This window comes from Pantoea sp. Nvir (assembly GCF_009829915.1).
GTDB lineage: Bacteria > Pseudomonadota > Gammaproteobacteria > Enterobacterales > Enterobacteriaceae > Pantoea.
Genome location: NZ_SZZW01000003.1, coordinates 44,639 through 58,819 on the forward strand (window position 1 = coordinate 44,639; position 14,181 = coordinate 58,819).

The 14,181-nt window shown below is 42.5% G+C and carries 8 protein-coding genes; 1 reads left to right on the forward strand and 7 read right to left on the reverse strand.

Features of this window, described 5'->3' with window-relative positions:
- Positions 1 to 819 precede the first annotated feature (819 nt).
- The 3 genes from FD729_RS03065 to cysJ are packed head-to-tail and all read right to left on the reverse strand — an operon-like array spanning position 820 to position 5,092.
- On the reverse strand, positions 820 to 1,554 hold the full coding sequence (locus FD729_RS03065; RefSeq protein WP_159931818.1) for a phosphoadenylyl-sulfate reductase: 735 nt from the start codon (positions 1,552 to 1,554) through the stop codon (positions 820 to 822).
- Positions 1,551 to 3,275 (reverse strand): assimilatory sulfite reductase (NADPH) hemoprotein subunit, encoded by a 1,725-nt coding sequence (gene cysI / locus FD729_RS03070; protein WP_159931819.1) that lies wholly within the window; start codon positions 3,273 to 3,275, stop codon positions 1,551 to 1,553. The genes FD729_RS03065 and cysI overlap by 4 nt, the downstream gene beginning before the upstream one ends.
- The gene (gene cysJ, locus FD729_RS03075; protein WP_159931820.1) at positions 3,275 to 5,092 is read right to left on the reverse strand and encodes an NADPH-dependent assimilatory sulfite reductase flavoprotein subunit; all 1,818 of its coding nucleotides are present in this window, start codon (positions 5,090 to 5,092) and stop codon (positions 3,275 to 3,277) included. Before cysJ ends, cysI begins: the two co-directional genes overlap by 1 nt.
- Before the next feature lie 247 nt (positions 5,093 to 5,339).
- Between cysJ and queD the strand changes: the two genes are divergently transcribed.
- Complete coding sequence (queD, locus tag FD729_RS03080) at positions 5,340 to 5,699, forward strand: 6-carboxytetrahydropterin synthase QueD (protein WP_159931821.1); 360 nt, start codon at positions 5,340 to 5,342, stop codon at positions 5,697 to 5,699.
- 629 nt (positions 5,700 to 6,328) lie between these two features.
- Here queD and queE read toward each other — a convergent pair.
- The 4 genes from queE to relA all read right to left on the reverse strand — a co-directional run bounded on the left by queE (position 6,329) and on the right by relA (position 13,085).
- On the reverse strand, positions 6,329 to 7,003 hold the full coding sequence (queE, locus tag FD729_RS03085; protein WP_159931822.1) for a 7-carboxy-7-deazaguanine synthase QueE: 675 nt from the start codon (positions 7,001 to 7,003) through the stop codon (positions 6,329 to 6,331).
- 161 nt (positions 7,004 to 7,164) lie between these two features.
- The gene (eno, locus tag FD729_RS03090; RefSeq protein WP_159931823.1) at positions 7,165 to 8,463 is read right to left on the reverse strand and encodes a phosphopyruvate hydratase; all 1,299 of its coding nucleotides are present in this window, start codon (positions 8,461 to 8,463) and stop codon (positions 7,165 to 7,167) included.
- 76 nt (positions 8,464 to 8,539) lie between these two features.
- Complete coding sequence (pyrG, locus tag FD729_RS03095; RefSeq protein ID WP_159931824.1) at positions 8,540 to 10,177, reverse strand: glutamine hydrolyzing CTP synthase; 1,638 nt, start codon at positions 10,175 to 10,177, stop codon at positions 8,540 to 8,542.
- 685 nt (positions 10,178 to 10,862) lie between these two features.
- A complete protein-coding gene (relA, locus tag FD729_RS03100; RefSeq protein ID WP_159931825.1) occupies positions 10,863 to 13,085 on the reverse strand; it encodes a GTP diphosphokinase in 2,223 nt (740 codons plus the stop codon).
- Between the last annotated feature and the right edge of the window lie 1,096 nt (positions 13,086 to 14,181).

Consider the following 14,181-nt stretch of genomic DNA (forward strand, 5'->3'; position numbering starts at 1 on the left):
CACGACTAAAGCCGAATAACTATGACCGAGATAAGTTACCGAATAGCAGCTTTACTGTATCGATATATCGTTACTTCACTTCCTAAGAGAATTTACGACAGTGGTGCACATTCCCCCCCGTTCTTTAATAGTTATACCACCGTAGCTCACTACCAGTTATTAGCGTGAAGCTGACAGTACGCAACGCTGAGATAAAATAATGGAATATGTAAACCACTCCGGTTCCTGATTGTGGTATATCTGGAAACTTGAATGCCACCCGACTATAACAGCATAGAAAATGTAATCCTAGCTACTACCTACTAATTTGTAAGAGGGGTGTGCTAGAAAGTGCTCTCCGTCAAGTATGTGAGACAATTAACTCAAAAAAGCCATTCAAATATTTCCTGTAAGACACTAAGCATTAGTGTCGATCAAATAATAATTTTTAGTCTCGAACATTAGTTGCTGAGACGATGATGCTATTGCGCACGAAAAATAACTAGGTTTGCTGAAAAGTTTTGAGCCATTGCCAGATGAACTAAAAACACCTAAAGTGAATAGATAAATATTTATTGAATCTTATTCAACCATTTTTTTTCAATAAAGAATTTCCATTCTATCATCATTATTACATCTACACTTAATAGATTTATACGCAGGTAATATAATGGTGTATTATGAGGGACGTAAATCGTGGAAAATAATTTGATTATAACACTGGTAATAAGGGCATAACGCTACACATTATAAACGTGCTAGAGTATGTTATAAGCGTAACGGAAATCAAATAATGTAAGTGGGCATCTTTCTAATAAAAGAGAAACTTTGCTATATAAATTAGTCTTCATGTAAACCGCACTCACGCTTCAGACCGAAGAAGCGCGTATCTTCTTCCGACATTCCAGGTTCCCATTTGCAAGTTGTGTGAGTATCACCCACCGACAAATAGCCTTTATTCCATAGCGGATGGTACTGTAAATTGTGCTGTTTTAAATATTGATGAATGTGGCGATTACTCCAGTCAATAATCGGTAATACTTTAAAGACGCCATGCTGTATACTAAGCACCGATAAACTAGCACGGCTACCAGATTGATCGCGACGTAGGCCAGCGAACCATGTCTGCACGCCCAACTTCTGAAGCGCACGGTTCATTGGTTCAACCTTGTTAATCTGGTTGTAATGCTCAATGCCATCTACACCCTGCTGCCATAGTTTACCATAGCGAGCTTCCTGCCATGCTGTTGAAATTTCAGCACGGAATACCTTCAGGTTAAGACTTAGTTCATCTTTTAGCTTGTCAATAAAGCGGTAAGTTTCAGGAAACAGGTAACCTGTATCGATAAGTAATACCGGAATATTAGAGTGTTGGCGTGTTACTAAATGCAAGGAGACTGCGGCTTGAATACCGAAACTTGAAGAAAGAACGAAGGAACCTGGAAGATTTTTCAATGCCCAATTGATGCGTTCCTCTGCTGAGCTATGTTCCAGCTGCGCATTGGTTGCAGCTAATGCCATTATTCGGTCGCTTTTATCCATTTTACTTAGTGTTGTGAGGTTGAACTGACTCATACTACTTCCGTATCCCAGAAATCCCGTGCTGGGTCTACCACCGGTTTGACGATGCCTACACGGATCGAGAAGTCGCCAAAACTTTCGGAGCCACGACGCTCCTGCGACCAACGTGCCACCAGTTCATCAATACTAGCGAGTATATCGCTTTCAGTGAAATTTTCACGATATATGCGTGGAATGCGTGTTCCTATGCGGTTACCACCGATATACAGATTATAACGTCCTAGTGCTTTTCCCACGAGACCAATTTCAGCTAATAAGGCACGACCACACCCGTTGGGACAACCGGTTACTCGTAGCACTATGTGCTCTTTACTCATGCTGTGGCGGTACATAATTTCTTCTAATTTTGTAACAAAAGTAGGAAGAAAACGCTCAGCTTCCGCCATCGCTAGCGGACAGGTAGGAAATGCAACACACGCCATTGAGTTCTCGCGTTGAGCAGTTACGCTATCCATCAGGTTGTGATCACGCGCAAGCACCTCAATTTTATCCTTTTCATTTTCTGGTACACCCGCAACGATCAGATTCTGATTCGCCGTCAAGCGGAAATCGCCCTTATGCACGCGAGCAATTGCTGCGATACCGCTCTTGAGCAGACGTCCTGGGTAATCAAGTAAGCGACCATTCTCAATAAATAGCGTCAAGTGCCACTTGTTGTCGATGCCCTTGATCCAACCAAAACGGTCGCCACGAGTGGTAAAATTATAGTCACGAATCGGCTCGAAAGTAAAATTGGCACGCCTTTCAACTTCCGCTTTAAATGTCTCAACACCGACACGCTCCAGCGTATATTTTGTTTTAGCATTTTTACGATCAGTGCGATTTCCCCAGTCGCGCTGTGTAGTTACTACAGCGGCTGCGACGTCTAATGTTTTATGTAGAGGCAGATAACCAATATCACTGGCAGTACGCGCATATGTCTTTTTGTTCCCGTGCTCAATAGACAAGCCACCGCCAATTAGCATGTTAAATCCGATCAGTTTTCCTTTATCAGAGACTGCAAGAAAGTTAAGATCATTAGCATGTAGATCCACGTCATTGTGAGGCGGAATTACTACTGTCGTTTTAAATTTACGAGGTAGATAAGTTTTGCCAAGGATAGGCTCCTGATCGGTAGTGGCGATTTTTTCTTCATCCCACCAAATCTCTGCATACGCACGGGTGCGGGGTAGCAGATGCTCGGAAATTTTCTTTGCCCACTCGTAGACTTCTTGGTGCAGAGCAGACTCCACTGGATTTGATGTGCAGAGCACGTTGCGGTTTACATCGTTGGCGGTCGCTAACGCGTCAAGACCAACTGTGTGCAGCATTTGGTGCGACGGCTTGACATGTTTCTTTAGGATACCATGAAATTGGAAGGTCTGACGGTTAGTTAGACGTATACTACCGTAGAGGGTATTCTCTGTAGCAAACTTGTCAATCGCAAGCCATTGAAGAGGTGTAATAACTCCTCCAGGCAGACGGCAGCGCAACATCATGGCGTGGCGTGGTTCTAGTTTCTGCTCAGTGCGCTCAGCGCGGATATCGCGATCATCCTGCTGATACATGCCGTGAAATCGGATCAGTAGAAAATTATCGCCGTAGAAGCCACCTGTAAGGCCATTGTTTAGGTCTTCCAGAATAGTGCCACGTAAATAATTACTTTCTTTTTTAAGACGTTCGGCATCAACCATTTTTCCTTTTATAACTAGCGGTCCAGAGTATTTCTTGTTCATCAATAAACATCTCTTTGATAACGGCGCTTAATGCGCAACTCACTTAAAAATTCTTCGGCTGTTTCACGATCCATTACACCGTGTTTGACCACTATATCTAACAACGCATTCTCGACATCTTTCGCCATACGGTTGGCATTACCACAAACATAAAGATAAGCGCCCTCCTCAACAATCCAGGACCATACTTCTGCTCCTTTAGCTTGGATTTTGTCCTGTACGTAAATTTTTTTTTCTTGATCGCGTGACCAAGCCAGATCGATGTTAGTCAACAGACCATTTTTTACGTATTGTTGCCATTCAACTTGATAGAGGAAGTCTTCGGTAAAGTGCGGATTGCCAAAGAAGAGCCAATTTTTGCCATTAGCGCCGTCGTTATCTCGCTGTTGCATAAAGGCCCGGAATGGTGCGATTCCGGTCCCTGACCCAATCATAATCACTGGCGCATCAGGATTATCAGGTAGTCGGAAATTATCATTATGCTGTATAAAGATACGTATCTTCGAATCCTCTTCCAGACGATCAGCTAGATAACTTGAGGCACCACCTGCACGAGCTTTGCCGTTGATGTTAAATCGCACTGCGCTAACTGTAATATGCACTTCAGTTTTATTCTCCGCCTGAGATGAGGAGATAGAGTAGAGACGAGGTGTCAACGGACGCAGCAATGTAGTCAGTTGCTTGGCGTTAAGTTTGGTCGGCGCATTATGCACCATATCCACAATGGGGAAATGCTGTGCATAGTGTTGCAATTTATCCTTACCTTCCTCCACCAACGCCAGCAGGATTTTGTTACGCGACAGTGTGGCATATTGCTCGACAATCTGTGCGGTATTGATAGTCAATTCAAAATGCTTTTGTAATGCCTCTGTGAGAGGTATCATTTTATTGTTAATCTGTACTGGCTCGTTGCCTTGCAGCCATAGTAAGCTCAGGAGTTCCATTACCAGCGCAGTATCATTTTCATACCAAACACCTAATGCATCTCCTGGATAGTAAAGCAGAGGAGAATCGCCTAGATCAATTTCGATATGGCGTATATCTTTATCAGAATGACGGCCGGTAATTTTCTGGTTTACCGCAAAGCTGGCGATTAACGGTGATTCTTTAGTATACGAATCATGCACTTTATTAACATTAATACTTCCTACTACAGGAACGCTCGGCTGCAGTGGCGACTCACTTAGCACACGTTTCTTTAGTACTTTGACTAGTGCTCTGCGCCAGCTTGCTGCAACGGCACTGAAATCGACGTCAGCGTCTACGCGCTCTAACAAGCGCTCTGCCCCTAGCTCTGCTAACCTGTTATCAAAATCTTTACCGGCCTTGCTAAAAAAATCATAAGAAATATCGCCAAGACCTAACACCGCAAAGGCAGCGCCATCAAGCTTTGGCGCTTTTTTAGACATTAAGAATTTATGCAGCGCCATCGCTTCTTCCGGTGGCTCTCCTTCACCATGTGTAGATATCACCACAATCAACCATTTCTCTTGACCAATTTGCTTAAATTTATAATCACCCGCGTTAAAAAGTGTAACATTCAACTGTGCTGCTTGCAGATCGTCTCTTAATTGTTCTGCTACACGCCTTGCGTTACCGGTTTGCGAGGCCGAAATTAACTTGATTACTGGTATCTCCGACGAAGCCGGTGCACTAACCGAGAAGATGCTGGGCATCTGATGATTGACCATTCCCCAAAAGTAACCAGAGAGCCATAACAACTGAACGGGAGTAAAGCCAGCCGTCGCCGCTTGTAAGCGCTCAATTTGCTCCGGGTTAAGTGGGAGTAAAGAACCTAGGTGTTCCTGAGTCGTCATCGTGTTAAAAAATCCAGTATCTGAGATCAGTACCGTTAAGAACCGGGAAGAAAGGGTAGGTTACCGACCTGTGTATTAACTATTAAATACGACTTCGATATAATAAATAACCAAAATTACTAAATGATTTTTTTAAATAATGATTTTTTTAAATAAAGCGCAGCATTAAAACTGCTACAAAAAATACTGTAGTGCAAAAATGTCAAATTCCAGATAGAATGCCATATTCTTTAGCGTGAGGGTCGTTATGTCTACTATACTGTTTAAAGATTTCCAGTTCGAAGCCGCTCATTACTTACCTAACGTCCCGAAAGGGCACAAATGCGGCCGCCTGCATGGCCATTCATTTACAGTAAGAGTAGAAATCACCGGTGAAATGGATGCGCATACCGGATGGATGATGGATTTTGCTGAACTGAAGGCAGCATTCAAGCCTATTTACGATCGTCTTGATCACTATTATCTTAATGAAATTAAAGGACTTTCTAATCCTACTAGTGAGATACTAGCAAAGTGGATTTGGGATAAAATGAAACCGCACCTATCTGAGCTTAGTGCGGTAATACTCAAAGAGACCTGTACGGCAGGTTGCGTATATAAAGGCTGAGCTTCTGAACTAAGGCTACCTTCGTGCCAATTTTCATCACCATACTACTTTTTTATAATATTCTGTTGTTGTCCTTAATCTGAAGCCTCTATGCTATTGTTTCTACATTTAAAATATAAATAATCACCTACGAAGTAAAACTTTTACTCATTATTCATAAATTATGATACCGTAGATCAAGCATAAACCTTGATCTATTTTTCAAACTAAAAATGCACGTAATTCCTTATTACATTATTAATAAGGCTGCAAACAAGCAAGCAGTTAAATATGAAGCCTACATGAAAGGCTTAATCATGATACTTTATCTAGGCTAACTATGCCCCTTCACTGGGCTGAAAATAATGTCTGTGCCTTAATTTCTTCTATATATCATCAACCACACATCTCGGCACTCTATACAAATTATGTCCCATTGACGTTGTGAAGATGGTGAATAGCGACAGCAAAGTTAATGAACAAAAAGGGATATAGACCTTTTCTAAGTTCATAAGTATACTACCATAATGGCCGCACAAAAGCGGAAAGATATATTTTTTAAGACGCTGAAACAGCAAATAACGAGCTTAAAAACGCGTTTCATTGCTAAAAGCGCAGCAAATGATACTCCTCCTCCTTTTCTTCTACTCTTATTTAATATTAAGATACTTATGAATCTGCATCGACAAACGCCAGTTGCGTTCAATACAGGTCTTAATACAAAGTTTTGTCGCCTCTGCGTTGCAGCTGATGGGCTGCAACGCAATAATGCGTTCTTTGCTATCCTTCTTTATGGTTGTTAACAATATATCCAGTGCTTCTACATCTCGCTGACGAGATACAGGATGTTTTATTTCATCAGCACGTTGCAGTGCCTGAGCTACAATACCATAGCCGCCGCGCATATTTACCTTCGGCGAAACCGTAACCCATGTCTTTTCAGAGCAGGATATTTCATGAGTACCGCTAGTTTCTATCTGACATTGAAAACCTTGTAATTCTAGTGCTATGGTCAGAGGACGCAAGTCGTAAATAGACGACTCTCCACCAGTGATCACTACATGACGTGCGGTCCAAGCCTGATGCTGAATAGTGTTAATAAGCTGCATAACATCAGCATTACCCCATGTGTCGCTTTCCACTTTTTTTACTAGAATATCTTCTAAAACTGTTTCTCGATTGGATAGTTTCTTCCAAGTATGTTTAGTATCACACCAGCTACATCCTACTGGACATCCTTGTAAACGGATAAAGATAGCTGGCACACCGGTATAAAATCCTTCACCCTGTAACGTCTGGAATATTTCGTTAATCGGATATTGCATTACTAATTCACTAAAAAACATGACGCTGATTATGGCAGAGTTGCCATGTAGCTCAACTAACTACAAGTTGTAACTTTCTAGACGTCATAAAAAGAAAAAACTCCGCCTTTAAGGAAGTTTCATTAGGCAACACTATAATAAAACGGTGTTACTGTGTCAGATTATAGCTGACCTTTTACTTCTTTCAGACCTTTAAAAGGCGCTTTTGCCCCCAGCGTTTCTTCAATACGGATTAGCTGATTATACTTAGCAACACGGTCGGAACGACTCATAGAACCGGTTTTGATTTGTCCTGAGGCGGTACCAACCGCTAGGTCAGCAATAGTAGTGTCTTCTGTTTCACCTGAACGGTGTGAGATCACCACTGTATAACCAGCATCTTTTGCCATTTTAATCGCAGCTAAAGTTTCGGTCAGAGAACCAATTTGGTTTAATTTAATCAAAATAGAATTGGCGATGCCTCTCTCGATGCCTTCTTTTAGGATCCTAGTGTTAGTTACGAAAAGGTCGTCTCCCACCAACTGAATTTTTTCCCCCAGCACTTTTGTCTGGTAAGCAAATCCTGTCCAGTCTGACTCGTCTAGGCCATCTTCGATAGAGACGATCGGATACTGTTTGGTCAAATCTTCCAGGTAATGAGTGAACTCTACAGAGTTAAAAGTTTTATTGCCTTCCCCAGCTAAGATATACTTGCCGTCTTTATAGAATTCAGAAGCCGCACAGTCTATGGCTAGTGTGATGTCTTTGCCTAGCTTGTATCCTACCGCTTTAACTGCTTCAACGATAACCTCCAGTGCTTCAGCATTAGAGCTTAAGTTAGGTGCATAGCCACCTTCATCACCAATTGAAGTATTTAAACCTTTATCTTTCAGTACAATCGCTAAATGATGAAAAATTTCAGAACCCATGCGAATTGCTTCTTTCACGCTGGATGCACTCACCGGCTGAATCATGAATTCCTGAATGTCGACGTTATTGTCAGCATGTTTGCCTCCATTGATGATGTTCATCATCGGTAGCGGCATGGAGAAATTGCTAGGCGTGCCGTTTAGCTCAGAAATATGCTCGTACAGCGGCTGACCTTTAGAGATCGCTGCCGCTTTCGCCACGGCTAGAGAAACCGCTAGGATAGCGTTAGAGCCAAATTGAGATTTATTGTCAGTACCGTCTAAATCAATTATAATTTTGTCAATGATAGCCTGAATATTCGCGTCTCTTCCTTTCACTGCATTAGCAATCGGACCGTTAACAGCAGCAACAGCTTTAGTGACGCCTTTGCCTAGAAAACGAAATTGATCGTCGTCACGTAATTCTAACGCTTCGCGTGTACCAGTAGAAGCCCCTGACGGCGCTGATGCTAAACCAATAAAACCCCCTTCTAGATGCACTTCTGCTTCTACAGTGGGGTTGCCGCGGGAGTCGATAATTTCGCGACCGATAACTTTAACAATTCTAGCCATTCTGATTGTCCTCAATACAAATTCAGTCAAAACTTAAACAAATAACACTCAAAAAATGTGCAAGTATTTGCAAAATTTAATGCGCTAAACGTTTTTGATAATCCTGCGCGGCCTTAACGAGGCCAACGAATAGCGGATGACCATCACGTGGTGTTGATACAAACTCCGGATGGAACTGACAAGCTACAAACCAAGGATGGTTTGGAATTTCAATTATTTCAACTAATTGGTCTTCTCCAGAACGGCCGGTAATACGCAGTCCCGCGGCTTCAATCTGTTTTAGCAGTAGATTGTTGACTTCGTAACGGTGGCGATGGCGTTCAACGATAGTTATAGAACCATAAAGCTGGTGTGCTTTACTATTGAGCGTCAGTTGACACTGCTGGCTTCCAAGGCGCATAGTACCGCCTAGGCTGTTGTTTTCACTACGATGTTCAACATTACCATTTTCATCGCGCCACTCAGTGATTAATGCCACTACCGGGTATTTACAATTTGGCGCAAATTCAGTAGAGTTAGCACCTTCCATCCCAGCGACATTACGTGCGAATTCCATAAGCGCAACTTGCATACCTAGACATATACCAAGATAAGGCACATGATTTTCACGCGCGTACTGTGCAGTTATGAGCTTGCCTTCTACACCACGGTAACCGAAACCGCCTGGAATTAAAATTGCATCCAGATCTTTTAAAATTTCGATGCCACGTGTCTCGACATCTTGCGAGTCAATCAGCTTGATATTAACCATCAAGCGATTTTTTAGTCCTCCGTGCCTCAATGCTTCAATGACAGATTTATACGCATCTGGTAGTTCAACGTATTTACCGACCATACCAATGGCGACTTCCCCGCCTGGATTTGCTTCTTCATATATTACTTGTTCCCATTCAGATAAATTGGCTTCTGGAACTTTAAGGTTAAAGTGCTGGCAAATATATCCATCCAGACCCTGTGATTTAAGAAGACCCGGGATTTTGTAGATGGAATCAACATCTTTTAGTGAAATAACCGCTTTTTCTGGTACATTACAAAAGAGCGCGATCTTGGCTCGTTCGTTTGTGGGCACAGTACGATCGGAACGGCAGATCAACACATCCGGCTGAATGCCGATTGAAAGCAACTCTTTTACTGAATGTTGGGTCGGCTTAGTTTTCACCTCACCTGCACATGTCATATAAGGCAACAGAGTTAAGTGCATATACATGATATGATCTCGTCCAACATCAACTGCCATTTGGCGGATCGCTTCTAGGAACGGCAACGACTCAATATCACCTACTGTACCACCAATCTCTACCAAAACCACTTGATGACCTTCACCACCTTCAATAATACGCTCTTTGATGGCGTTAGTAATGTGTGGAATAACCTGAATTGTGGCACCAAGATAATCACCTCGCCGCTCTTTATGTAGCACTTCGGAATAGATACTTCCAGTAGTGAAATTGTTATAACGTGTCATTTTAGTGCGAATAAAGCGTTCATAGTGGCCCAAATCTAAATCAGTTTCTGCACCATCATCAGTCACAAATACTTCACCATGCTGAATAGGACTCATCGTACCAGGATCGACGTTGATATAAGGATCCAACTTTATGATAGTTACGTTGAGACTACGTGCTTCCAGAATGGCTGCAAGGGAAGCTGCGGCAATACCTTTACCTAGAGAGGAAACAACCCCTCCAGTCACAAAAATATAGTTTGTTATCATACTTAACCTAACTATTTGAATGTATGCTTATTAACACAGAAGGGAATACAGTACATGAATCCTATGTCAACCGCCTATGAATTATTACCATCTCCCGTCATCTTGCGACAGGTAACACAACAGGTAGCTTCTATTTTTTGAACTAATCTATTAAACATGATTAACACACATAAAATGAGGTTCTCAAATCATCAGTACTTTTATTCTGTATTAACCTGATTACCAAGTATCTTTTATCTAATTTAGAGCAGCCAAATAGTTTCTATTTACGCTCTTTACATTGATAATCGGGAACTTTCTACCACTAGGAAACAACTATCATATTTATCATTGGATTTTTGGCATACATATTGTGCCTTGCTATCTAGAACATTAAGATAAATTTATCACAGCGAAGAACATAAAAAACAGAGCGTATATTTTCTCCAGATTCTGCGAATCGATTACTTCCTGCTGCATTTCGTATATTATGTCATTCATCACCTCGTGCACTTTCTTTCCACTATCATACCAAGTTGCTATCTAGTCAAAGCCGAAGTATGGCAACGTTTCTTAATTTTATAAGCACTCCCCCAGCACTGTCCCAATATGGCAAGAACAGGCGATAGAGTGAACCTATGGCAAGTTCTTTTAGTATTATAGGAAAGAAGAAAAGAAAGATAAGAGTACAGCCCATTCCGTAAAATCAGTGTAGACACCGGGCGTCGATGATATCAAGTACCTGATTCAGACGCGATAGCACGCGACCCAGCACCTGCTGGTTATATATTTCAATCTCCATATCAATGGTAGCCATGTGCTTTTTGGTATCACTGCAACTGGACACACCCAACACATTGATCTTCTCATTAGCAAGAATAGTAGTGATATCCCGCAGCAATCCACTGCGATCGTTGGCGGTGATTCGCACTACTAGAGAGTAGCCGATAGAATGGCTTTCGCACCATACTGCATCGACAATACGTTCCGGTGCGTGCTCACCCAGCTCAGCTAACTGGTCACAATCAAATCGATGTATGGAAATACCGCGTCCCCGGGTGATAAAGCCAATGATATCATCTCCTGGAATAGGATGACAGCAAAGCGCAATATGGTGCATCAAGTTACCTACCCCCTCCACTACCACGTGACTATTTTCTTTACACGAGGGTGGTGAATAGCTTTTCAAATGACGTAGCCCCTCGCGATCTTGCTCCTCTACATTCAGCTTATTGAATTTGGATTGTAAGAAATTAACTATCTGGTTCAAGCGAACATCGCCGCTGCCGATCGCCGCCAGAAGATCATCCAACGAAGTGAAGTTATAGCGCGGTAATAGTAGCTTCTCCGCTTTGCGTAGGCAAATATCACGCTGGGTCAGCTCGTTATCTAAAATTTGACGACCTGCAACGATGTTCTTGTCACGATCCTGCTTGCGGAACCAGTGATGAATTTTAGTACGCCCTCGGCTGGTGGTGATATAACCGAGATTTGGGTTCAGCCAGTCGCGACTTGGGTTTGGGTGTTTCTGGGTGATAACTTCAACCTGATCACCCATCTGCAACTGATAAGTAAAAGGTACGATACGTCCGCTGATTTTAGCACCAATGCAGCGGTGACCGATATCACTGTGAATATGATAAGCAAAGTCAAGAGGAGTAGAACATGCAGGTAGATCTACCACATCACCTTTAGGGGTAAAGACGTAAACGCGATCGTCGAATACCTGGCTTCTCACCTCTTCCAGCATTTCGCCAGAGTCAGACATCTCTTCCTGCCAAGCAATCAGCTTACGAAGCCAGGCAATGCGCTCTTCATGCCAGAAAACACCACGCACACTACCGCTGTTCGGTTCTTCTTTATACTTCCAGTGTGCAGCAATACCTAGTTCGGCGTCTTCATGCATCTGACGGGTACGGATTTGAACTTCAACAGTTTTACCTTTTGGTCCGAGCACCACAGTATGAATAGATCGATAGCCGTTTGGTTTAGGATTAGCGGCATAGTCGTCAAATTCTGCAGGCAGATGGCGATATATCGTATGCACAATACCGAGCGCGCCGTAACAGTCCTGCAAACGATCGGCGATGATGCGTACCGCGCGCACGTCAAAAAGCTCATCAAACGCCAATGACTTCTTTTTCATTTTACGCCAGATGCTGTAAATATGTTTAGGCCGGCCGTAAACCGCAGCGCACACTCCTTCCTTAACCATCTCTTTGCGCAGCGTGTCTACGAAATTTTCGATGTACTGCTCACGATCAATGCGTCTCTCATGCAGCAGCTTGGCAATACGTTTGTATTCATCAGGATGTAAGTAGCGGAAACAGTAATCTTCTAGCTCCCATTTTAGCTGACCAATCCCAAGTCGGTTAGCAAGTGGGGCATAAATGTTTGTACTCTCTTTCGCTGCCAACACACGCTCATCTTCCGGCGCATATTTCATTTCGCGCAAGCGCATAATGCGTTCTGCTAGCTTAATTACTACACAGCGGAAATCCTCCACCATTGCCAGCAGCATGCGGCGCACGTTATCCACCTGCTTAGAGCTCGAATCATTATGAATTGCTTTAAGCTGACGAATCGCATCCATATCGCGCACGCCGTGCACTATGGTAACGATGCCATTACCAAAGGTTTTACTCAGCTCCTCTTCGCTCACCACTTCTGCATCGGCAAGAGGAAAGATCATAGCTGCACAGGAGCTTTCAATATCCATGCTAAGCATGGATAAAATCTCCACCATTTCAATACCACGCCACAGAAGAAGCGACTGATCAGGGTGTTTCTTTGTCTGCACTTTACAATAGTGCCAAGTGCCAGCGAGACGTTCACATGATTGCAAATTAGCGATACCAAGACTGGCGATCCACTGATCAAGAGCGAACTCTCCTGCCTTACTTAAATGCGCACTTCTGACCGCAACCATACCCTCTCCTGCCACAGCAACATAAATTGCCGTTTACGCAAGTTAACTACATGCGCCATCATGCCCGCAGCACATTATACGCGGCTTACCGCGTTAATGCTTCCGTACCCTCGACACTAAAAACATTTTATAGAAACTTTCCTATATGGATCGTGAAGTGTTCTCTGCTGTAAGGAAATACCTAGTACGCTGCTTTCAGGTTTAAAAATTGAGCTAAGCAATCGAGCTATTATCAGCTCTGCTGATTTACTGCGTCTTTAACATAAAATACACTGTTTGCCTGAACTAAATTCTTGCTGTATTTTGGTTCGTTGAATATGTCCCAATTGGTGTGTCAGGAGGCTAACGTATTGATACCCACTGGGTGGTGGGTTGATTGTAAAAAAAATCAGAGCAGAGTCTATTTTTATCCGCTAATATGACCTTACTACCGTTAGGTGCGTGATAAGTGATTACGATCACTAGAGGATTACCAAGTAAGACTGACTTCGTTAAGAATTACTTCTTTACCGTTACTGCGTATGGCTTTATAAAAAGCTGACATAGATACTGTCAGCTATCGATTCTACGAGGAAATTAACAAGAGTGCGTCTTTAAGCCTACTGTTCTGTAGAAACAGATTAATAAATTAATTAGAGTCAATTGCCTCTTATCTTAGGAGAGACAAATAGCTAAAGAAATTATGTGCTCATGAATTAGGACGCACAGCTCTAAGGTGAATTAGAGTAGATCGTTACTTTGGTAGAGCCATTATTTTGAATAATGACCTTCTTTATCCGCTGTGATCTAGCTGGTAGCGGTACAGATAGAACTGATGGACAAAACAACAATAATATTTTAGATCATAATCTAACTATCATCCCGTAATAGGATGAGCTGCCAGTAGCTAATCCTCTTCAACACTATAGTTAAATATTCCAGCGTGCTAGAGATAATGCTTATACCTTCTTACTTCTTTGACTAAAAAAAGTAAGAGAAAAACCAGAAACTCTGTCATCCTGGCACAGGATTACCCTTTAATTTTGTCCAGTTTTGCGACAATACATCCATTCTACTTACTGGATGTAAGACAACTTTTCCTTAACACATGCTAGCA